Here is a 19,495-nt window from a genome sequence, read left to right as displayed (position 1 = left end):
AACCCGTGGACCAGCAGCAAGCCGTGCGCCTGGTGAAATCTGGTTCAAGGTGGCTAAACCTTCGGTTTAAGCCGGCGTAAACCGCCGCAGTGAGAAAACTGTTGCGCCGGAGCGTTCCGGCGCCCACATGAAGCCCGCAACGCCTGCGGATGGGACGGACTGGATATATGCATCGCGTCATCATCAGCGGTATCGGCGTTGAAATCCCTGAAGCCACAATCACCAATGAAGAACTGGTCGCCAGCTTCAATGCCTGGGTCGACATGGAGAATGCGCGTCGCCTGGCCACCGACGAGCCGCCGCTGCCGAAATCGGACAGCGACTTCATCGTCCACGCCTCGGGCGTGCGCACCCGTCATGTCATCGAGCGCGAAGGCATTCTCGACCCGACCCGCATGGCACCGCGCATTCCGGCACGGCCCGACGATGCGCTGTCGCTGCAGGCCGAGTTCGGCATCGCCTCGGCCAAAAAGGCTCTCGACCATGCCGGGCTGAAACCGTCCGATATCGATTTGGTGATCTGTTCGGCCTCGCATCACCAGCGGCCCTATCCGGCGATCGCCATCGAAATGCAGGAGGCGCTGGGCACCAAGGGTGCCGGCTTCGACATGGGGCTTGGCTGCTCTTCGGCGGCGGCAGCCTTGCACATCGCCGTCAACCTGGTGCGGTCGGGCGCGCACAAACGAATTCTGGTGACGACGCCGGAGATCATCACCGGCCATCTCAATTTCCGCGACCGGCAGACGCATTTCATCTTCGGCGACGCTTCGGTGTCGATGGTGGTCGAAGGCCTGGCCAAGGGCGACAAGCGGCCGGGGCGCTTCGAGGTGCTCGACACGCGCGTCTGGACGCAGATGTCGAACAACATCCGCACCAATCTGGGCTACCACACCCGCACCGCCCAGGATGATCCTTACATGATCAATCTGGAAGGCAATCTGATCAAGCAGGTCGGTAACAAGGTGTTCAAGGAAGTCACCGTCGCCGGACAGAAATTCATCGTCGAATTCCTGGCCGAGCACGGGTTGACGCCGCAGGCGATCAGGCGCTTCTGGCTGCATCAGGCCAATGCGCGCATGAATGCGATGATCCTGAAGCTGTCGTTCGGCCACGAGGTCGACCACGATCGCGCGCCGATGGTGCTGGAGCGGCTTGGCAACACGGCGGGCGCCGGCGCCATCGTCGCGCTGTCGGAAAACCATGCCGACATGAAACCCGGCGATTTCGGCCTGATCTGCGCCTTTGGCGCGGGGTATTCGATAGGCGGCGCGCTATTGCGGATGCTCTAGGTATGTCGATATTCAGGTGAGGCCGGCCTGCGAATGGCAGCTTCCTGCGCTTCCGGTACTCACGTACCCAAAAGTACGCTCCGTTCCGGTTCTCGGAATCCACCACTCTCGACTCGGCCTGACCTGAATCTCAACACACCTTGGCGCTCAACACATCTTGTTGCGTCAGGCTGGTGCGAACGGCACCAGCATCGGCACGCGCCTGGCATAGTCGTCATAGGCGCTGCCCAGTTCGCCGCGCAGGAAGCTTTCTTCCAGTCTTGCCTTGGTCACGATGCCGATGATGAGCAGGGCGGTTCCGGCTATGCCCCAGACGGTGCCCTTGGCCGCCATGGTGGCGAGGATCGCCAGCAGCAATCCAGTGTAGATCGGATGCCGGACAAGGCCATACGGGCCGGTGTTGACGACACGGTGCCCGGCCTTGGCGGTGATGGTGCCCGACCACAGCCTGCCGAGATGCAGGCGCGCCCACCAGGCAAAGGCGATGCCGATGGCGATCAGGGCGACACAGATCCAGGCTTCGGGGAGATCAGGCATCCACAGCCTGAGCCGGCCTTCATAGCCGTGCGCCGGAATGAACAGCAGCACCGCCCCGGCCAGCCAGAGACCCCGATAGCGGGCCTCCGCCTTCAATCCGGCGCGCTTCTGGGCAGGGTCGGACCACAAAGCGGCGACCGCCCAGCTTCCTGCCCAGATCAACCAAAGCAACGTGATTGCCGTCACAGGTCGCATGATCAGCCTCCGCAAGCTGTCCTGATATCACCATGAAACCGGCACAGCGCGGCGGCAATGCGGCGCGACGCCGGACGGGCTCCATTCCTGGTAAGAAGATCGTGATCCGCGGGCCTATTCCCTGGAACAGCTGAACATCCACTGCACGCCGAAGGCGTCGACGAGCATGCCGAAGCTGGTTCCCCAAACCTGCCGCGCCAGGGGTACGGTGATGCGGCCGCCTGAACTCATCTTGCCGAAAAGCTCCCGCATGGCGGCCAGGTCGTCGAACTCCAGCATCATGGCGGAGCCTTTCATCGGCTCCGCATCGTCATTGTCGGAGGCATGAAACAGCACGCCGGAGCCTTCGAACCGCGCATGCAGGATCTTTCCGCGCATGGCTTCGGTCCGCACCGGCATGTCATTGTCGCCCCAGCGCAGCAGGATCGTTGCCCGGCCAAGGCCGCACTGTTCGTAGAAGGCCAGTGCGGGCTCGCAATTGGTGGTGAAGAACAGCGAAGGGGAGAGCCGCATCGGTTCGCTTCCTGTCATTGAGCGGCCAAGTCAGTGCGCGGCGGCGGTCGCGGCGGCGATGAGCGCTTCGCCTGAATATTGCCTGTCACCGATGCCCCAGCCACCGTCGGGCGTGTTGACGATGTTGATCCAGGTGTTCTCAGGCCGGTGCCCCGGCACGCAGAGTTCTGCAACAATCCCTGCGGCTGCGGTGATGAAGGTCTTGCGGGCTTCGACCGAGCCAAGTCCGATGTTGGGCAATTTCAATTCCACCATGACGACAGGCCGATTGGCGCCGCCCGCATAGACGTGGTGAGGCGGCAAGATGTGGACCGTGCCGCCGACGATTGCGGTGAAGAACGAATTGCCGGTGGCGCCGGAGGCTTCTATGAGGGCGGCGCTGAGACGCGGCAGGATCTCGCGCTCACCCGTCGGGGTCAGTACGCCTTCCGGTGCTGTCACTGTAATTGGCATTTGGCTCTCCATCTTGCTGGTTCTCCATGGGCTTTCCGCCGGACATATCTTCCGGCTTGCCATGTTTCGTATCAATTGTTACGCTACATAGAGAAGGTGAGTCAATAGGTTTCGTATCGATCGCTATGGATAATTTGGAAAAGCCTCGCGGCGGCCGGCCGCGCGCTTTCGACCCCGACCGGGCGCTGGATGCGGCGATGCATCTGTTCTGGGAGCATGGTTATGAGGCGACGTCGCTGGCCATGCTGCGCGAGGCGATGGGGCTGACGCCGCCGCAGATCTACAACGCCTTCACCGACAAGGAGACTTTGTTCCGCAAGGCGCTGAAGCGCTACCACGAGACCGAGATTGGCTTTGCGCTGGAAGCGCTGAGCGCACCGGTTTCGACGCGGGAGGCGATCCGGCGATTGCTGCTCGGTGCGGCGGAAGCATATTCCCGACCCGGCAAGCCTGGCGGCTGTCTGTTCGTCAGCGGCGCGCTGGCAGCCTCGCCACAGGCGCAAGCCATTGCCGATGAACTCAGAACCTATCGCAAGGCGAGTGAAGCGGCGATCGCAGACCGGTTGGCCAGGGGCAGGGTGGTGGGCGACCTGCCGGCGGACCTCTCGGTCGACGGCTTCGCTAAATACCTTGCTGGCGTCATGAACGGCATGTCGATCCAGGCGCGGGACGGTGCTTCGGTCGAAGAGTTGCGCGTTTTGGCCCAAACGACTCTTGCGGCCTTGCCTGCCGAAGGGCAAAACCAAGCGGCATCCAAGGAATGACGCTATGCTTGACCTCTTCCCCGAGGCTGAAAAGCCGGTTGAAATCATCCCCGCGCGAAAGCTTGCCGCCAAGGCGGCAGCGCTTTACGTGGCGCCGGCGGATCATTTTCAGACGCGCCCGGTGGACGAATTGCTGCTGGATTTCGATGGCATAGCAGGCGATTTTCATGCCGGACAGACACGCCGCTCGGGCGGGCGCGAGCCCTGGTATCCGCGCGGCACCGAAATGCGCAACGAACGGCAATTGTCCATAGTGGCAGCGGACGAACTGGCGGTTGTTGCCCAACGCATGGGCCTGGCCGAGATCAGGCCGGAGTGGATCGGCGCCAATCTTGTGATCGAAGGGGTGCCGAACCTCTCCATGCTGCCGGCCGGCACGCTGCTGTTCTTCAAGGGCGGCGTCACCATCAAGGTCGACGCACAGAACGGACCTTGCCGCATCGCCGGCCGGTCGATCGCCGAAAACGCTGGAATGGCCGACGTCGAAGCCGGCGCGCTGTTGTTCCCAAAAGCGGCGAAGCGGCTGCGCGGCGTCGTCGCCTGGGTCGAGAAGCCGGGAACGGTCAGGGACGGCGAAGAAATCTCGGTGCGCGTGCCGGAGCAGTGGATCTATTCGGCATAGCTGTGCGGCAACCAGAGGGCAGGGGCTAAGCCGCCGTGGCGGCGTAGCCAAGCTCACTAGGCGTTAGCTTTGCGGTTCTTCTTGGCGCCTTGCGCCATAACGGAAACGTGGTCCCACTTGTCCCATGTGGCGAGTCGGTTGGCGTATTCCTGGCGTATCATCGGCAGGCCGCCGTCGCCGAAGAACACCCTGAGCGGTGGCTCGGCCGCATCGACAATGGCCAGCATCGCCGGACCGGTGGCCTCTGGATCGCCGGCAACGGAATTGGCGCGGCGCTCTGCCATCTTCGCACGGGCGGGCGCATAGGCCTCGATCGGCTGAGAGATCTTGGCCGACGGGCCGGCCCAGTCGGTGGAGAAGCCACCCGGTTCGACCAGCGTCACATGGATGCCGAATTCCGCGACCTCGATGCTCAGCGACTGGCTGAAGGCCTCCAGCGCCCATTTCGAGGCGTGGTAGAGGCCGAGCGAGGCAAAGGCATTGACGCCGCCGATCGACGAAATCTGGATGATGTGGCCGGAACGCTGCGCCCGCATGATCGGCAGTGCGGCCTGAGTGACCCACAGCGCGCCGAAGACATTGGTTTCGATCTGGTCGCGAGCTTCTTGTTCGCTGACCTCCTCGATGGCGCCGAAATGGCCGTAGCCGGCATTGTTGATGACGACGTCGAGTCGGCCAAAACGCTTGTGCGCCTCGGCGACAGCGGCATCGACGGCTTTCTTGTCGGTGACGTCGAGCTTTATCGCGGCAATCCTGTCGCCGTATTTCTCGACGAGATCGGCGAGCGTGCCGGCATCGCGGGCGGTCGCCGCGACGCTGTCGCCGCGTGCGAGTGCGGCCTCGGCCCAGACGCGGCCAAAGCCCTTCGACGATCCGGTGATGAACCAAACCTTTGATGTCATGATCTTGGAGTCCTTGCCCCTGCGGGCGTGATTTTCTAGTGAAAGCGGAGGCTTCTCCGCTTTCAGGCATATACGGTCCATCCTCTGATTTTCCAGAGGTGACGGGAATCTTTTGAAAAAGACGCCTGAATTATCGGGGATAATTCACCTGAGACGACCAGGCCGGGTCATCATGCTTTTGCCAGTAGCGCGCCATCAGCCGGCTGGTGATCGGTCCGACCTTGCCGTTGGCGATCGCCGCGCCGTCGATCTCCGTCACCGGCATGATGCCGCCCGCCGTCGAGGTGATGAACACCTCGTCGGCCTCGCGCAATGCGGTGACGCTGACATCGGTCGCGGTGGCGGCAAGACCTTCTTCTGCGCACAGGTCAAAGACAGTGCGGCGGGTGATGCCGGGCAGCACACCGATGGAAGGCGTCGACAGTTTGCCATCCCTGACGCAGAAGACGTTGAAGCCCGGGCCTTCGGCGACATTGCCGTTGAAGTCGAGAATGAGCGCGGTCTCGGCGCCGCGGTCATAGGCGTCGTAGAGACCGCGCACCAGATCGAGCCAGTGGTAGTTCTTGATCGCCGGGTCGATCGAGGCCGGCGGAATGCGCACCTTGTCGCTGATGGCGACCCGCAGGCCGCGCTGCAATTGCTCGGCATTGGCGACCGAGCCGAACGGCACGGCGAACGCCATGAAGCGGTTGACCGCCTGGCGCGGGTCGCGGCTGAAGGTCGGCGAGGCGCCGCGCGTGCACAGCATTTCGACATAGGCGGCGCGATGACCCGACAGCGCCACGCAATTGTGCAGGATTTCGGCCACGCCGTCGCGGTCGAAGGGGATGGTCATGCGCAGCTTTTCCAGCCCGTCGAAGAAGCGGTCGAGATGCAAATCGAGGCGGAAGAAGCGGCCGTTCCAGACATGCACGGTGTCGTAGGTTGCGTCGGAATGCAGAAAACCCCAGTCCAGCACCGAGATCTTGGCCTGCGACATCGGCAGGTATTGGCCGTCGAGGAAAGCGACCCCCTCGGGATAGGAGTGCGGGTCGACATGGCGGTCGCCAACCACGGGCAGTTGCTTCTCGTCCTGTGTTGCCATTGTCCGGCTCATCGGGGCCTCCTGTCACGCAGGCGAGAGGCTAGCGGCGCTGGGCAGAAGGCATAGAGCCACCCGCCCGGTGCCGGTTCGGCCTCGATGACGATCTCGCCGATACATTGGATCGGAATTGCCTTAGATTGCGCGCTCTGAACGGGAGGGGAAGATGGGCAGGCTTGGGGCCGTCACAGCGGCAATGATGATGTTCGCCGCTGCGGGCGAAGCCAGCGCCCAGTGCGCGCGCGAAGGCGAGGAATTGTGCCAGGGCGGCCAGACCTATCGTTGCGAGAAAACCGGCAGCGAATTGACACCGATCTTCCAGAACCTGCCTTGTGCGGTGAACGTGCCGTCGCTGAGCGGCACCTGGCTCGGCAACGGCCACCAGAGTCCGGCTGGCGATACCGGCGCCGACTGGGCGATCGCCATGACCATCAACGATGGCAGCGCGTCGATCGACTATCCGTCGCTCGGCTGCGGCGGATCCCTATCGCAAATGTCCAGGGACGACATTTCGGCGCAATCCACGAGAGCATCACCTACGGTCAGGACAAGTGCATCGATGGCGGCAACATCACCGTCAGATTTTACAAGGGAAATCTGTCCTGGACCTGGGTCGGCCACGCCGACGGCCAGCCCTACAATGCGGTCGCAGTGCTAAAGCGGAAGTAGCCGTGGTCATTCCTCCTCGTCATCCGCGTCGAGCAGGCGGGTTGCGCGCCAGCGGGTGAGCACGATGTTGGTCTGCTCGATGACGAAGAAACGTGCCGAGTCGCGGTCATAGCCCTCGCTCAGCAGTTTCTCGTAATCGGTGTGCATGTGGCGGATATGGGCAATGGTCGCCAGCCATACGGCGATGCCCGGCGGCAAGGTCTTCATGTGGACCGCGCCGGCGTCGCTGCGGATCTTCTCAATGTCGGCGTAGGGCGCCAGCGGCAGAAGTGCCGTCAGCGCCTTGGCGATGGCGCGGCGGCGGCCGGTCGGCGCTGTCATCGCCGAATCCGATCGGGCTCGTCGCGCCCTTCGATGGTCGCCTCAACAATAGCGTCGGTCGAGGCGAAATAAGGCTTGATGTCGATGACCGGCGTGCCATCGAGCACATCGATGGCGTCGAGGTCGATGCGGCCGGTGTGTTGGTCAAGCCCGATGAGCCTGGCCACATGCAGCCCGATGGGGTTGGGGCGGGCAGGGGAGCGCAGCGAAAATACGCCTTTCGCTTCAGCCGCATGGCGCGGTTTCTGCACAATCAGGTCCCGCGGCGCATGATGCAGCCAGGACAGGATGATGACGTGGCTGGCGCGCTCCAGCCCCTGCAGGCCACTTCGGTAAGCTGCGTCGACGGTCAGCACCGCCTTCTGCCCGGTCTCGCGCGCTGCGCGCATGTTCTTCGGGCAGGTTTCGCGCGTCGTCCATGGCGAGGCAATGCGGCCGATGAAGACGATCCCGCCATCAGGCGGCATCAAGGTCGGATCGTTCTCCAGCCTCTGCTCGCCGTCGCGCGCCTCGAACATCTCACACGTTTCAGTCATGGTCCACGTCTCTTAAAGCGCCACACAAACGGCATTTTCTTGTCCGCAAGCGACATTGCGCTTGCAAGGTCTCGAAAATCGACATAAACATATGTTTATATCTTTTCAAAGAGAATACGCTGATGCATGTCTCGCTCGACACTATGGTGGATACGTTAAAGGCGGCGGCCGAATCCAGCCGATTGCGCATACTGGCACTTCTGTCGCGCGGTGACCTCACCGTTTCCGATCTTACCGAAATTCTCGGCCAGTCGCAGCCGCGCGTTTCGCGACACCTGAAGCTGCTTCTGGAGGCCGGACTGATCGGCCGCTACCAGGAGGGGTCGTGGGCCTTCTTCCGCCTGTCGGATGCGGATTCCGCGCGGGACTTCGTCATGGGGCTGGTTTCCGGCATTCGCGGCGCCGATCCGCAGGTCGAGCGCGACCTTGAGCGTCTGGCATCGGTCAAGCGCAAGCGGCAGGACCGGGCGGTCGCGTATTTTTCCGTGAATGCGGCAAGCTGGGACCATATCCGCTCGCTGCATGTGCCGGACCGCGCCGTCGAAGCCGCAATGCTGAAACTGGTCGGCAAGCGGCCGTTCCAGTCGATGCTCGATCTTGGCACCGGCACCGGGCGGCTGCTCGAAATCTTCTCGCCGCTCTATCGGCGCGGTGTCGGCATCGACATGTCGCGCGAGATGCTGACTGTGGCGCGGGCCAATCTCGACAAGGCCGGCGTTTCAAACGCGCAGGTTCGGCAGGGCGACATCTTCGCGCCGCCGGTCGAGCGCGATGCCTTCGATCTCGTCACCATCCATCAGGTGCTGCACTATCTCGACGATCCCGCCCGCGCCATCCACGAGGCGGCGCGGCTTTTGCGTCCGGCAGGGCGCCTGATCATCGTCGATTTCGCGCCGCATGCGCTGGAATTCCTGCGCGAGGAGCACGCGCATATGCGGCTTGGCTTTTCCGACCGGCAGATCGCCGACTGGTTTTCGGAAGCCGGCCTCGATCTTGAAGACAGCCAGGAATTCGAGCCACGCGGCGGCAACGAGGCCAGGCTCACCGTCAAACTCTGGCTTGGCCGCGACCGGCGCCTCTTGATCGCCGATCCTTCCAACGACACAAGGCAGATAAGGGAAACCGCCTGATGAACCAGTTCCGCTTTTCCCGCCGCCCCGACATCGGCGACAAGGTCCGGGTTTCCTTCGAATTCTTCCCGCCGAAGACGGACGAGATGGAAGCGAGGCTGTGGGAGACGGTGACAAGGCTGGAGCCGCTGAAGCCGAAATTCGTCTCGGTGACCTACGGCGCCGGCGGCTCGACGCGAGAGCGCACCGCGCGCACTGTAAAGCGCATCCTGACGGAAACCGGTATTCCTGCAGCGGCGCATCTGACCTGTGTCGGGGCCACGCGCGACGAGGTCGACGCGGTCATCCAGGATTACAAATCGATCGGCATCAACCGGTTCGTGGCGCTGCGCGGCGATCCGGCTTCCGGCGTCGGCGAGGCCTACCGGCCGCATCCCGGTGGCTACGAGAATGGCGCGGAACTGGTCGCCGGGCTCAAGGCAATCGCGGATTTCGACATCTCCGTTGCGGCTTATCCGGAAAAGCATCCGCAAAGCCCCGATTTCGCCACCGACATCGAGATGCTGAAACGCAAGGTCGACAATGGCGCGACGCGGGCGATTACCCAGTTCTTCTTCGACAACGATCTCTACGAGCGCTATGTCGAACGCGTCCGCCGCGCCGGCATCTACATCCCGATCGTGCCGGGTATCCAGCCGGTTCACAGTTTCAGGCAGGTCGCGAACTTTTCCGCGAGGGCGGGCGCGCATGTGCCCGGCTGGCTGGCGGAGCGTTTCGAAGGCCTCGACCGGGACCCGCAGACGCATGCGCTGGTGGCGTCGGCGGTGGCGGCCGAACAGGTCATGGACCTTGTGGAGCGCGGTGTCGGCGATTTCCACTTCTACACCATGAACCGCGCCGATCTGGTCTTTGCCATCTGTCATATGATCGGCATCCGCTCGCACGAAGCGGCCGCCGCCGGATCAGCCGCGGCATGAGAGTGGGTTGAACGACAAAAGGCCGGGAAAAACCCGGCCTTTTGAATTGGTTGGACTATTTGGGTGCTGGTCTTCCCCGCTTTGGCGGTCAGGGAAGGAAGCCCATAATAAGGGCTCCGATAAAGGCGAACGCAGCACAGATCATCAATGCGTTGATAGGCCTCGTAAGTCCCATGACATAGCCTCCTCTTAAAGAGCTATGTGATGGAGTCTAGGTTCATTTGTGCCACAGGCAAGCGGAAAATGTGCTGCATTGCGACGTGATTGTGGATTTTGCGACCTGGCTTTTGCCGTTAGGTATTGAAACTCCTAAGCAAAAACCGGCTTTAGACCTGTGAATAAATTATGGCGGCGGTGTGTCGTTACCATGTCATGGCAGCGCTACCGTCTTCCAAGGACACGTCCGTCGATGGTGACGAGGCCGAGTCCGATCAGCAACACGCCGCCAATCTCGAACAACTCCAGCCGTTCGCCAAGGAAGAGAAAACCGAGCAGCATGGCACTGGCCGGCACGACAAGCGTGACCAGCGAGGCGTTGGTGGCGCCGGCCGAGGCGACGAGGTTGAAATAGAGGATGTAGGCGAAAGCGGTCGACAGCAGCGCCAGCGCCAGCACCGCTGCCCAGACCGGCGGCGAGGCCGAGAACAGGCCGGATGGACCGTAGGTGAAGAGCACGATCGGGATCATGATGATGGTCGAAGCCGTCAATTGTCCGGTGGCGATGACCGGCGAGGGCACGCCCTTGAAGCGGCGGGCGACCATCAGCGCAACGCCATAGGACAGTGAAGCGCCGATCAGCGCGAATTTGGCCCAAACCGGGCCGCCGAGCCCGGCAAGCAGGCCGGGGCCGATCATCACCGCCGTGCCGGCGATGCCGAGCGCAATGCCGGCCAGCTTGTTCCAGGAGAGCTTTTCGTCTGATGTCAGCGCGTTGGCGAGAATCAATGTCCAGAACGGTGTCGTTGCGTTGAGTACCGAGGCGACACCGGCGCCAAGCTCTGTCTGGCCGGCGAAGATCAGCGAGAAGGGGACGACGTTGTTGGTGAGCGCCAGCAGGAAGAACAGGCCGGCATGCGGAAGCGCGAGGCGGAAGGACGGACCGCGCAGGCCGAGATAGATCTGCAGGGCGATCGCCGCGATGGCGACGCGAAATAGCACCAGCACCAACGGATGAAGTTCCGCTACCGCGATGCGCGCAAAGAAGAACGAGCCGCCCCAGATCGCACCGAGCAGCAGGAGCTGCCCCCAGTCCTTGAGCACCATCGGCCCACGTGGTGCTGATGTCGCGGCTATTGCCATGTGAGTCGCCCTCCCCGACGGACTGTATGCCAGTTAGGCAGAAGCCATATCGCACTCAGTGACAAGGGCCACCCGAAACCTGATCGCTGGCAAACGTTGCTGGCAAGGACCTAGCGCCGCTGCGTCAGCGCCGCGAGACACAGAATTGTTTTCATTAGCCGCTAGCTTGGATTAATTGTGCGCAGCCGAAGTGAGGATTCGTCCATGCAGCGATTCGAGAATGCCCGCGAGGCGGCACTGGCGCTTCGCCCGGACGATCCGGTCTATTGCTTCCGCCCGCAAGTGCTGATGGTGGATGCCAGGCAGTTTATGGGCATGTTCCCCGGCAAGACCGCCTATGCGGTCAAGACCAATGGCGAGCAGATCGTGCTGAAGACCCTGGTCGAGGCCGGCGTCACCGCTTTCGATGTCGCTTCGCCGGGTGAATTCGCCGCCGTGCGTGCCGTCTCCCCCGATGCCGAGATGCTCTACATGCACCCCGTCAAGGCGCAGTCGGACATCAAGCTGGCGCTGGAGAAATATGCCATCCGCGTCATTTCCCTCGACCATGAAGACGAGATCACCAAGCTGACGCGAGTGGTGCGAGCACTCGACATCGATCCGGGCTCGATCAGCGTGTTCGTGCGCATCCAGACGAAAGGATCGGCCGCCTACGAACTGTCGAAGAAGTTCGGCGCCGGGCCGGCCTATGCCGTCGAACTCGCCGAGCGGCTGAACCGCACTGGCTACAAGGTTGGCCTGTGTTTCCATGTCGGCAGTCAGATCGAGGATCCCGACACCTATGAGCGGGCGCTGGCCTCCGCCGACTGGGTGCGCAACCGGCTGACCTTCGATATTGCCGGGCTCGATGTCGGCGGCGGTTTCCCCGCCGAATACGGCCACGATCCCAATCGCAAGCAGATCGAGATGCCGTCGCTCGGCCAGATCATGTCGCGGCTGTCGGGCGATCTGAAGGAGTATCAGTTCGACAAGATGCCGCTGGTGGCCGAGCCGGGCAGGGTGATCGTGGCGCGCTGCCTGTCGCTGATCGTGCGGGTGCTGCTGCGCAAGGGCAAGCGGCTCTACATCAATGACGGCATCTGGGCGTCGCTGTCGGATTCATGGACCGGCAAGATCACGTTGCCGGCGCGGTTCATCCCCGACCCGGCGATCCGCTCGCGCAATGGCGAGGAGAAGAACATCGTGCCGTTCAAGGTCTGCGGCGCGACCTGCGATTCCGTCGACATCCTGTCGCGTCCGTTCTGGCTGCCGGAAACGGTCGATACCGGCGACTGGATCGAAATCGGCCATATCGGCGCCTATTCGCTGTCGCTGAGGACCCGCTTCAACGGCTTTTACCCTGACACCTTCGTCGAGGTGACGACGCCGTTCGACGAGGGCGATGCGCCGCAGGGGTTTGCGAGTTTGGAGACGATGGCGGACTAAGTTTCTTCCTTCTCCCCTTGCGGGAGAAGGTGGCCTCGCGAGGTCGGATGAGGGTGGTCCAGGGAGCGCCAACGCCTCACTCCGCTGGAACACCCCTCAACCGTCTCGGCGCTAACGCGCCGATCCACCTTCTCCCACAAGGGGGAGAAGGAAGAGGCGCTAAAGTTTCCCCAAAAGCTCCGGTGTCGGCCAGCCGTCCACGGCCATGCCGAGGCGCATCTGTTCCTTGCGGATGGCTTCGCGGGTGTTGGTGCCCAGAATGCCGTCGACGGTGCCGACGTCGTAGCCCCTGGCTTCGAGCTTGGTCTGCAGAGCCTTCATCTGATCGTTGTTGAGACCGGTCTCGGGATTGCGCGGGTCGAACTGTTTTGCGCCCGCCAACCGGGCGGCGAGGTTGGCTGCGGTCAGCGCATAGGTAAAGGACTGGTTCCACTCGAGGTAGACGTCGAAATTGTCATAGGCGAGGAAGGCGGGGCCCTTGCGGCCCATGGGCAGCGCAAGGCCGGCCTTGAGGCCATTGTCGATCAGCGGCGTGCCGTCGGGGTTGGTGACGCCCCATTGCGCCCATTGCGTCAACGGCAGCTTGTTGGTGCGGCCGGTCTGGTCCCACGGCATGTCTTCGGGCACACGGACTTCCTCGATCCAGGGCTGGTCGCGTTTCCAGCCGCGCGACAGCACCTTGTTGGCGGTGGTCATGATCACGTCCGGCACGCTGCCGCGCAGGTCGACCTTGCCGTCGCCATCGCCATCGACGCCGCGCGCCAGATAGTCGGAAGGCAGGATCTGCGTCTGGCCGATCTCGCCGGCCCAGGCACCCGTGACGTTGGCCGGCAGCACGCCGCGATCGATCAATTGCAGAAGCGGTATCAACTGAGGCCGGAACAGTTGCGGGCGGCGGCAATCGTGGGAAAGCGTCACCAGCGCGCTCAGCGTGTGGAAATCGCCCTGCACGGCACCGAAATCGGTCTCCAGCGCCCAGAAGGCAGCGATGATCGGCGCCTGGACACCGAACTGCTGATCGGCACGGGCGAAGACATCGGCGTATTTCTTCAGGTTTGCCGCGCCTTGCTTCAGCCGGTAGGCCGAGATCATGCGGTTGGAGAATTCGACGAAGGTCTGGGTGAAAACGCCCTGGGCGCGGTCGCGTGCCAACACCTTGTCGTCGAAGGTTGCCGCTTCAAGGGCGTCGAGACCCGCTGTACCTACGCCAGCCGCCTTGGCTTCCGCAGCGACGCCCTGCTTCCAGGATTCGAAGTCGCCCCCGCATTCCTGCGCCATCGCCGGCAAGGCCGTGGCGCACAGGGTCAGCGCAGCCGCGAGGACTTTGGAACGCAGTCGCATCAGCTTCCTCTCGAAACGAATAGCGGGCAGTTGTTGTGCTCCCCCGGAAGCCCAACGCCCTGAATTGCCGGCGGTTGCACTTTTCACCGCTGGCTGTGTCGAAAAGCAGGCGGCAGGTCCGGTGTCAACGGTTCTTCTGCCGCAGCCCTTTATTCCGCCGGCTTCTCTGCCGTTGCACCGGTTCAACGGAAGCTCTGCTGGAGTGATTTGGTGCAGGGCGGTGCTGCCGTTGCGCCGGTTCAACGGGTGTTCTGCCGCAGCCACTTGTTCCAGGTGGCTTCACTGCCGTTGAAGACGTTGATGTCGGCCTTGCCGGTCATGCCCGGAATGATGCCGGTTCCGGTGTACTGCCAGAAGGTGAAGGGGTGGCTGCCGTATTTCTGACGCGGATGGCCGGCGACTGAGCGCAGCCAGTAGTGGTAGCCGCGGAAACTCGACAGCTCGTTGTCGTCGAAGAAGTCGACCGAAGTGTAGATGATCGGCTTCTTACCGTAGTGCCGTTCGACGATTTCAAGGAAGGTGGTCATCTCCGCGCGCACCGTGGCAGCGTCTGGACGCAACCTGCAGGTCGGCGATTGCGGGTTCCATTCCATGTCGAGAACCGGCGGCATCGCCGAGCGATCGATAGGAACGTTGCGGATGAACCAGCGCGCCTGCACCGCAGCCGGGGTGCAGAAATAGTAGAAATGGTATGCGGCTCGCGGAATCCCGTTGGCCTTCGTGCGCGCCCAATGCTCGTTGAAATACTCGTCGAAGCGATCGCCGCCCTCGGTCGCCTTGATGAAGGCGAAGGAGATGCCGCTGGCCCTGGCCGCCGGCCAGTCGACCGAGGTCTGGTATTTGGAGACGTCGGTGCCGTGAATGGCGTAGTTCCAGGGCGCTCCGCTTTCCCACTCATGCGGCTTGGAATCGGCGAAGCGCGGCGCGCGCACGGCAACCGTCGGGCTGCTCGAAGCGGACGGCGACAGCGGCGAGAGATCGTCCACCGTCGAGCAACCGCCAAGCAGCGCTAGCAGAATGAGGCCCGCAAGACGGCGCATCGCAATTCCCGAGCCGGATTCAGCCGGTCGCTGATGGGTCTATACCTGATGGCCGGCTTGTGATTGGGCCCCTCCGAGCGATCGCCCCACAGCATCGCTCAGCATATCCTGTGATCGCCGATCATGATTGATAATCCGTTGATGGCGCTCGACAAGCTTTGTGATTTGCGGAAGCAATGGCGGCAAATCGATGACATAAGGGTCGCGCAGGGCCCGGAGGGAAATAAATGCGGATCGTGGTCAAGATCGTCAAATGGCTGCTTGGCCTGATCGTTCTGGCGGTCGCCGCGCTTTTTGCCTGGCTTTATATCGCGCCGCCGGAGTTGATCAGGGTCGGCTCGGGCTACTCGGCCAAGATCGTCTGTTCGAACGTCTTCATTGCCGGCCGCGATCCCAATGAGGTGCTCGCCGTCGACGTGCAGGCGCCCGGGCATCCCCTGCTGCGGTTGATGCGGGTTTCGGTGGACAAGAACAGGGGAACGGTGTCTGCCGGCCTGTTCGGTTTCCTCGGCAAGAGCGTCGCTGTCGCCCGCGACGGGCTTGGCTGCGCTTCGGTTCCGGACGGCGATGTCGGCAAGGCGCGGCGGACCGCGATCCAGGCGGAGCCGTCGGCAGCCACCATGGGCGACCTGTGGCCGGAAGGCGAGCGGGTCGAGGCATCACAGGATCCGGTTGTTGCCAAGCTGCTGGACGATGCGGCGCTGACCGGCACCGGCATGCGCGCGGTGGTGGTGGTCAAGAACGGCCGGGTCGTCGCCGAGCGCTATGGCGCCGGCTTTTCCGCCAAGACGCCGCTACTCGGCTGGTCGATGACCAAGACGGTGAATGCCGCCATCCTCGGCACGCTGGTCAAGGACGGCAAGATGGCGGTCGACAACAAAGGCCTGTTCGCACCGTGGAAGGCGGATGGCCGCGCGGCGATCAGCCTTGCCAACATGATGGCGATGTCGAGCGGGCTGGAGTTCAACGAGGATTATGGCGACGTCGCCGACGTCACGCGCATGCTCTATCTCGAGCCAGACATGGCGGACTTTGCCGAATCCAAGCCGCTGGCGGCCGAGGTGGGCAAAGTGTTTTCCTATTCGAGCGGCACGGCGGTGATGCTGTCGCGCCTCTGGCAGGACGCGGTCGGCGACAAGGCCAAGGCGCTGATGTGGCCGCGCACGGCCCTGTTCGAGCCGCTCGGCATGCACAGCGCGGTGCTTGAAACGGATGAGCAGGGCACCTTCGTCGGCTCGTCCTATCTCTATGCAACCGCGCATGACTGGGCGCGCTTCGGCCAATTCCTGCTGCAAGGCGGGGTGTGGAACGGCAACCAGATCCTGCCGGCAGGCTTCGTCGACTGGATGCGGGAGCCGGCATCGGCCTCGAAGGTCTACGGCAAGGGCCAGTTGTGGATCGAGGCTCCTGGCGACGAGGAAAACCCCGGCGCCGGCGTGGCGGCAGGCCTGCCAAAGGACACCTACTGGATGGAAGGCCATGACGGGCAGACGGTCGCCATCATTCCCTCGGAGCAGCTGGTGGTGGTGCGGCTGGGACTAACGCCGGCCAAGCTCGGCTACCGGCCGCAGACGATGGTGGGCGCGCTTGTCAAGGCGCTGCATTAACTTCTTTACCCTCCCCTTGATGGGGAGGGTCGGCGCGTAGCGCCGGGGTGGGGTGCCTAGCGCTTCACCCCCACCCGCGCCTTCGGCGCGACCTCCCCCATCAAGGGGGAGGTGAGGGTGCGCGGCCCGATGACGGCCAGCCAGGCATAGCCGCGATAAAGCGTGCGGAAACGGAAGCTTGCGCCGGTTCGCCGAGATTCCGATTCCAGCACTTCGCGCAGCGATTCACGCGGCGCGACGTGGAATTTTTTGAGCCAGCCGCGCAGCAGCGCGCGGAACCAGCGCGGCAAGCCTTCCTGCTGGCCGAAATCGACGATGTGCAGCGAACCATTCGGGGACAGCGCGGCAAGCGCTGCCGACACCGTCTTTTCCCAGCCGGGGATCATCGACAGCGAATAGGATACGAAGACGCGATCGAAGTCATTGCGTCCGAACAGCGCCTTGGCATCGAATGCCGTGGCGTCGCCCTGGGCGAGCGTGACACGATCGAACAGGCCCTCGCGGGCAATCGCAGCGCTGGCCGTCTCCAGCATTTCGGCCGAAATATCGAGGCCGTAGAAGCGGGCGTCGGGATAGCGGCGGGCAGCCAGGATGATGTTGCGGCCGGTGCCGCAGCCGAGTTCAAGCACGGCGCCACCGACAGGCACGTCGAGCCCTGATATCAGCCGGTCGCGGCCGAGAAGGTAGTATTTGCGGGTCAGGTCGTAGATGTGGCGCTGCCAGCGGTAGACGCCGTCCATCAGTTCGGCATGGTTAGCCTTGAATTCGGGGCTGGCCGGCAGCTCGGTGGTGCTCATCAGGCGCGCTTCACATAGAGGTGGAAGCCGCCATAGATGGCCGAGCGGTCGCGGGCCGAAAATTCCCGCGATGCCTCGTCCTGATAGTCCCACTGGTCGAGCAACGAGCTGGAGACGCGGCCCGGCAGCAGGCTGGGCTCGGCGGCGGTGCGGAAGATGACGCGGGCGCCGGCCGATGCGGTGCGGGTGATTTCTGCCCACAGGGCGTTGAGCTGATCGTCGGTCATCCAGTCCTGCGCATCGAGCAGGACGAAGCGGTCGACCGAGCCGGCGTCCTTGCCGGCGAGGAATTCGATCAGATTGGCGTGGTGGATGGCGACGCGGTCGACATTGCCGCGGATGGTCTGGTAATTCTGTTTTTCGAGATAGGCGGGCAGGGCGGCCTCACCGGGGTTCGGATAGCGCCGGGCGAAGGCCTGCCAGGCGAAGTAATTATTCTGCAGCGGAAAATCGCAAGCGAGCTTTTCCAGCCGGGCTTTCAGCACACTGGCCATGGTGCCGTCACCGGAAGTGATCAGCGAATCGTACTGCGCTGGCGGAATGCCGAGGCCGAACAGCGAGGCCTTGCGCGATGTCGCCCATTTCAAAAGCTTCTTGTCGAAAACCGGCGCCAGCTCATCTTGGAAGAAACGGCGCTGCTCGCCGACGCTTTTGGCCTGCATGATGCCGGCAGGGTCGACGCCGAAGAATTTTGCCGCGCGATGGCCCATGGCGATGAACAGGCCAAGCAGGCCGGTCTGGTAGAAATTGCGGTCGAAAACACCGATACGCCGGCGACCGCGCCAACTGCGACGCTCCCAATAGTGACGGCTGACCGGATCGAGATGCGGTGCGATGAAACGGTCATAGGCTGCCGAATTGTGACTGGTGTCGGCGGCGCCGAAGAAGCGGAACAGGTCGCCCTGCGAAGGCAAATGACGCACCGCCTCCAGCTTCATGCGGTTCAGCGCGATGTGCGCGGCGTTGAGGTCGACGGCGTCGACCCGTGCCGGCGAACGGGTGAGGTAGGCCAGGATGTTGCAGCCGCCCGAGGCGATGGTGACGACGCGGTGACCCTGGCCAAGCTGCATCGCCTCCATGTCGACATCGGGGTCTTCCCAGATCTGCGGATAAACGAGGCCGGAAAACAGGAAGGCGAACAGCCGCTCCGAAATGCCGGCCTTCGACAGCGGGCGGTTCTGGTAGACGGCCTTTCCAACTTCCTTGCCGCGGCGAAAAACCAGATCTGCGGAAACGTCCGTCATGGCAAAGTGATTCCCCATTTGCTTTGCCGCAAGCGGGTAGCGCTCAGCGATGACAGATGGATGACAGCAGCCGGCTAGCGGCTCATCGAAGCTGTGGCGTGCAAGATCGTTTGACACCTCCGCGCAACTTCATTTGATAACAATTTGCATGCTTTCAAATCACGTTTTGGTTTGGAAGTGGCCCTTAAGCAACCAGCGCACTCAAGAGCGGTGGGTGCAGCAGATCGAGGTGGCGAACGAGTCTTGCAGACACTCCTGAAGTCGCCTTACATCTGGTGGATGGAGAACGAACCAATTTATGAATGGGAAACGGTTTACACCGTTCACGACTACTACGATGGGCCGCGCAAAGGCGTCGCTGAATATCGTGGTAAGGCACATGCATACAAATGTGAGTGGGACGATGAGGCCGACGATTGGAGTGCAAGCTTCTTGCTTTCTCCGATCACCGATGAACAGTTGGATGCCGTGAAAGAAGACTGGCTGATTTGGCGACGATACGAAGCGAGTTTTCACGCGAGAAACCTCCAATCAAACGATAAGCATCCAGCGCTTGCCATTGACTCGCCACGACATACGGAGCTTCGCCCAATAGTGGAAGACGCTCTGCGTGTGGAGGATGCACTCGCATTTCGTGCAATTCCCGAGTTTCAGAGAACTCTTGAGCCGACGACCGAGTTTCAAGTGCGCTGGCGACTGTGTAGAGAATAGCTATAGAGCATTCTCTCGAAGCGTCGTTGCTTCGAGCCCGATTGGTGATGCACACGCCTTCCAGCCTAGCGCCGTTGGCCGTTGAAGGGCGTCTAGCAAGCC

Annotated in this window: 21 protein-coding genes; 9 read left to right on the top strand and 12 right to left on the bottom strand. The window is 62.7% G+C overall.

The window, feature by feature from the left end; genetic code table 11:
* The first annotated feature begins 167 nt into the window (after positions 1-167).
* Positions 168-1,289: a beta-ketoacyl-ACP synthase III gene (locus MESCI2_RS0101330; protein ID WP_027034972.1), complete on the top strand. Its 1,122-nt coding sequence runs from the start codon at positions 168-170 to the stop codon at positions 1,287-1,289.
* A 165-nt stretch (positions 1,290-1,454) separates the two neighbouring features.
* Here the strand turns inward: MESCI2_RS0101330 and MESCI2_RS0101325 are convergent, their stop codons facing one another.
* From MESCI2_RS0101325 to MESCI2_RS0101315, 3 genes are all read right to left on the bottom strand, one after another.
* Positions 1,455-2,021, bottom strand: a complete 567-nt coding sequence (locus MESCI2_RS0101325) for a methyltransferase family protein (RefSeq protein WP_027034971.1) — start codon at positions 2,019-2,021, stop codon at positions 1,455-1,457.
* A gap of 114 nt (positions 2,022-2,135) precedes the next feature.
* Positions 2,136-2,534 (bottom strand): VOC family protein, encoded by a 399-nt coding sequence (locus MESCI2_RS0101320; RefSeq protein WP_027034970.1) that lies wholly within the window; start codon positions 2,532-2,534, stop codon positions 2,136-2,138.
* Between the two features lie 30 nt (positions 2,535-2,564).
* Positions 2,565-2,987, bottom strand: coding sequence for a hypothetical protein (locus MESCI2_RS0101315; protein WP_027034969.1), 423 nt, complete (start codon positions 2,985-2,987; stop codon positions 2,565-2,567).
* A gap of 125 nt (positions 2,988-3,112) precedes the next feature.
* Between MESCI2_RS0101315 and MESCI2_RS0101310 the strand changes: the two genes are divergently transcribed.
* Positions 3,113-3,751, top strand: coding sequence for a TetR/AcrR family transcriptional regulator (locus MESCI2_RS0101310; protein ID WP_027034968.1), 639 nt, complete (start codon positions 3,113-3,115; stop codon positions 3,749-3,751).
* A gap of 4 nt (positions 3,752-3,755) precedes the next feature.
* Positions 3,756-4,373 (top strand): MOSC domain-containing protein, encoded by a 618-nt coding sequence (locus tag MESCI2_RS0101305; protein ID WP_027034967.1) that lies wholly within the window; start codon positions 3,756-3,758, stop codon positions 4,371-4,373.
* Positions 4,374-4,429: 56 nt separating this feature from the next.
* On the opposite strand, the gene MESCI2_RS0101300 is transcribed toward MESCI2_RS0101305, so the two are convergent.
* Positions 4,430-5,275, bottom strand: a complete 846-nt coding sequence (locus tag MESCI2_RS0101300; RefSeq protein WP_027034966.1) for an SDR family oxidoreductase — start codon at positions 5,273-5,275, stop codon at positions 4,430-4,432.
* A 130-nt stretch (positions 5,276-5,405) separates the two neighbouring features.
* Entirely contained in the window at positions 5,406-6,371 is a 966-nt protein-coding gene (locus MESCI2_RS0101295) for a D-amino acid aminotransferase (RefSeq protein ID WP_027034965.1), read from the bottom strand.
* Positions 6,372-6,522: 151 nt separating this feature from the next.
* Between MESCI2_RS0101295 and MESCI2_RS01000000134045 the strand changes: the two genes are divergently transcribed.
* Positions 6,523-7,014 (top strand): hypothetical protein, encoded by a 492-nt coding sequence (locus MESCI2_RS01000000134045; RefSeq protein ID WP_245270181.1) that lies wholly within the window; start codon positions 6,523-6,525, stop codon positions 7,012-7,014.
* 17 nt (positions 7,015-7,031) lie between these two features.
* Here the strand turns inward: MESCI2_RS01000000134045 and MESCI2_RS0101285 are convergent, their stop codons facing one another.
* Entirely contained in the window at positions 7,032-7,346 is a 315-nt protein-coding gene (locus MESCI2_RS0101285) for a DUF2293 domain-containing protein (RefSeq protein WP_027034964.1), read from the bottom strand.
* The gene (gene tsaA, locus MESCI2_RS0101280; protein WP_027034963.1) at positions 7,343-7,882 is read right to left on the bottom strand and encodes a tRNA (N6-threonylcarbamoyladenosine(37)-N6)-methyltransferase TrmO; all 540 of its coding nucleotides are present in this window, start codon (positions 7,880-7,882) and stop codon (positions 7,343-7,345) included. Before tsaA ends, MESCI2_RS0101285 begins: the two co-directional genes overlap by 4 nt.
* Positions 7,883-8,004: 122 nt before the next feature.
* Here tsaA and MESCI2_RS0101275 point away from each other — a divergent pair, with 122 nt between their 5' ends.
* Together MESCI2_RS0101275 and metF are read left to right on the top strand one after the other, a co-directional pair.
* A complete protein-coding gene (locus MESCI2_RS0101275; RefSeq protein WP_027034962.1) occupies positions 8,005-9,012 on the top strand; it encodes an ArsR/SmtB family transcription factor in 1,008 nt (335 codons plus the stop codon).
* Entirely contained in the window at positions 9,012-9,929 is a 918-nt protein-coding gene (gene metF, locus MESCI2_RS0101270) for a methylenetetrahydrofolate reductase [NAD(P)H] (protein ID WP_027034961.1), read from the top strand. Before MESCI2_RS0101275 ends, metF begins: the two co-directional genes overlap by 1 nt.
* 381 nt (positions 9,930-10,310) lie before the next feature.
* Here metF and MESCI2_RS0101265 read toward each other — a convergent pair whose 3' ends face one another.
* The gene (locus tag MESCI2_RS0101265; RefSeq protein ID WP_027034960.1) at positions 10,311-11,228 is read right to left on the bottom strand and encodes a DMT family transporter; all 918 of its coding nucleotides are present in this window, start codon (positions 11,226-11,228) and stop codon (positions 10,311-10,313) included.
* A 204-nt stretch (positions 11,229-11,432) separates the two neighbouring features.
* Between MESCI2_RS0101265 and MESCI2_RS0101260 the strand changes: the two genes are divergently transcribed.
* On the top strand, positions 11,433-12,653 hold the full coding sequence (locus tag MESCI2_RS0101260) for an alanine racemase (protein ID WP_027034959.1): 1,221 nt from the start codon (positions 11,433-11,435) through the stop codon (positions 12,651-12,653).
* Positions 12,654-12,812: 159 nt separating this feature from the next.
* On the opposite strand, the gene MESCI2_RS0101255 is transcribed toward MESCI2_RS0101260, so the two are convergent.
* Both MESCI2_RS0101255 and MESCI2_RS0101250 read right to left on the bottom strand, forming a co-directional pair.
* Positions 12,813-13,994: a lytic murein transglycosylase gene (locus MESCI2_RS0101255; RefSeq protein ID WP_027034958.1), complete on the bottom strand. Its 1,182-nt coding sequence runs from the start codon at positions 13,992-13,994 to the stop codon at positions 12,813-12,815.
* A 239-nt stretch (positions 13,995-14,233) separates the two neighbouring features.
* Positions 14,234-15,034: a glycoside hydrolase family 25 protein gene (locus tag MESCI2_RS0101250; protein WP_027034957.1), complete on the bottom strand. Its 801-nt coding sequence runs from the start codon at positions 15,032-15,034 to the stop codon at positions 14,234-14,236.
* Between the two features lie 227 nt (positions 15,035-15,261).
* Here MESCI2_RS0101250 and MESCI2_RS0101245 point away from each other — a divergent pair, with 227 nt between their 5' ends.
* Positions 15,262-16,641 carry a serine hydrolase domain-containing protein gene (locus tag MESCI2_RS0101245; protein ID WP_027034956.1) on the top strand — a complete coding sequence of 460 codons (1,380 nt, stop codon included), beginning with the start codon at positions 15,262-15,264 and terminating at the stop codon, positions 16,639-16,641.
* Between the two features lie 56 nt (positions 16,642-16,697).
* Here MESCI2_RS0101245 and MESCI2_RS01000000134040 read toward each other — a convergent pair whose 3' ends face one another.
* Positions 16,698-17,438 (bottom strand): class I SAM-dependent methyltransferase, encoded by a 741-nt coding sequence (locus MESCI2_RS01000000134040; RefSeq protein ID WP_032900280.1) that lies wholly within the window; start codon positions 17,436-17,438, stop codon positions 16,698-16,700.
* Complete coding sequence (locus MESCI2_RS0101235) at positions 17,438-18,682, bottom strand: DUF3419 family protein (RefSeq protein ID WP_050596426.1); 1,245 nt, start codon at positions 18,680-18,682, stop codon at positions 17,438-17,440. Before MESCI2_RS0101235 ends, MESCI2_RS01000000134040 begins: the two co-directional genes overlap by 1 nt.
* A gap of 243 nt (positions 18,683-18,925) precedes the next feature.
* On the opposite strand from MESCI2_RS0101235, the gene MESCI2_RS1000000137785 reads away from it, so the two are divergent.
* Positions 18,926-19,393 (top strand): hypothetical protein, encoded by a 468-nt coding sequence (locus MESCI2_RS1000000137785; RefSeq protein ID WP_155936560.1) that lies wholly within the window; start codon positions 18,926-18,928, stop codon positions 19,391-19,393.
* Positions 19,394-19,495: the final 102 nt, after the last annotated feature.

This window comes from Mesorhizobium ciceri WSM4083, assembly GCF_000519305.1.
In the GTDB taxonomy this organism is placed as follows: Bacteria; Pseudomonadota; Alphaproteobacteria; order Rhizobiales; family Rhizobiaceae; genus Mesorhizobium; species Mesorhizobium ciceri_B.
The sequence above is the reverse complement of the archived record's forward strand: the minus strand, read 5'-3'. Positions and strand labels throughout refer to the sequence as shown.

Excerpts from the sequence above, each read along its gene's own strand:
- MESCI2_RS0101330 (WP_027034972.1), top strand. The coding sequence starts at position 168 with ATGCATCGCGTCATCATCAGCGGTATCGGCGTTGAAATCCCTGAAGCC.
- MESCI2_RS0101325 (WP_027034971.1), bottom strand. The coding sequence starts at position 2,021 with ATGCGACCTGTGACGGCAATCACGTTGCTTTGGTTGATCTGGGCAGGA.
- MESCI2_RS0101320 (WP_027034970.1), bottom strand. The coding sequence starts at position 2,534 with ATGCGGCTCTCCCCTTCGCTGTTCTTCACCACCAATTGCGAGCCCGCA.
- MESCI2_RS0101315 (WP_027034969.1), bottom strand. The coding sequence starts at position 2,987 with ATGCCAATTACAGTGACAGCACCGGAAGGCGTACTGACCCCGACGGGT.
- MESCI2_RS0101310 (WP_027034968.1), top strand. The coding sequence starts at position 3,113 with ATGGATAATTTGGAAAAGCCTCGCGGCGGCCGGCCGCGCGCTTTCGAC.
- MESCI2_RS0101305 (WP_027034967.1), top strand. The coding sequence starts at position 3,756 with ATGCTTGACCTCTTCCCCGAGGCTGAAAAGCCGGTTGAAATCATCCCC.
- MESCI2_RS0101300 (WP_027034966.1), bottom strand. The coding sequence starts at position 5,275 with ATGACATCAAAGGTTTGGTTCATCACCGGATCGTCGAAGGGCTTTGGC.
- MESCI2_RS0101295 (WP_027034965.1), bottom strand. The coding sequence starts at position 6,371 with ATGAGCCGGACAATGGCAACACAGGACGAGAAGCAACTGCCCGTGGTT.
- MESCI2_RS01000000134045 (WP_245270181.1), top strand. The coding sequence starts at position 6,523 with ATGGGCAGGCTTGGGGCCGTCACAGCGGCAATGATGATGTTCGCCGCT.
- MESCI2_RS0101285 (WP_027034964.1), bottom strand. The coding sequence starts at position 7,346 with ATGACAGCGCCGACCGGCCGCCGCCGCGCCATCGCCAAGGCGCTGACG.
- tsaA (WP_027034963.1), bottom strand. The coding sequence starts at position 7,882 with ATGACTGAAACGTGTGAGATGTTCGAGGCGCGCGACGGCGAGCAGAGG.
- MESCI2_RS0101275 (WP_027034962.1), top strand. The coding sequence starts at position 8,005 with ATGCATGTCTCGCTCGACACTATGGTGGATACGTTAAAGGCGGCGGCC.
- metF (WP_027034961.1), top strand. The coding sequence starts at position 9,012 with ATGAACCAGTTCCGCTTTTCCCGCCGCCCCGACATCGGCGACAAGGTC.
- MESCI2_RS0101265 (WP_027034960.1), bottom strand. The coding sequence starts at position 11,228 with ATGGCAATAGCCGCGACATCAGCACCACGTGGGCCGATGGTGCTCAAG.
- MESCI2_RS0101260 (WP_027034959.1), top strand. The coding sequence starts at position 11,433 with ATGCAGCGATTCGAGAATGCCCGCGAGGCGGCACTGGCGCTTCGCCCG.
- MESCI2_RS0101255 (WP_027034958.1), bottom strand. The coding sequence starts at position 13,994 with ATGCGACTGCGTTCCAAAGTCCTCGCGGCTGCGCTGACCCTGTGCGCC.
- MESCI2_RS0101250 (WP_027034957.1), bottom strand. The coding sequence starts at position 15,034 with ATGCGCCGTCTTGCGGGCCTCATTCTGCTAGCGCTGCTTGGCGGTTGC.
- MESCI2_RS0101245 (WP_027034956.1), top strand. The coding sequence starts at position 15,262 with ATGCGGATCGTGGTCAAGATCGTCAAATGGCTGCTTGGCCTGATCGTT.
- MESCI2_RS01000000134040 (WP_032900280.1), bottom strand. The coding sequence starts at position 17,438 with ATGAGCACCACCGAGCTGCCGGCCAGCCCCGAATTCAAGGCTAACCAT.
- MESCI2_RS0101235 (WP_050596426.1), bottom strand. The coding sequence starts at position 18,682 with ATGACGGACGTTTCCGCAGATCTGGTTTTTCGCCGCGGCAAGGAAGTT.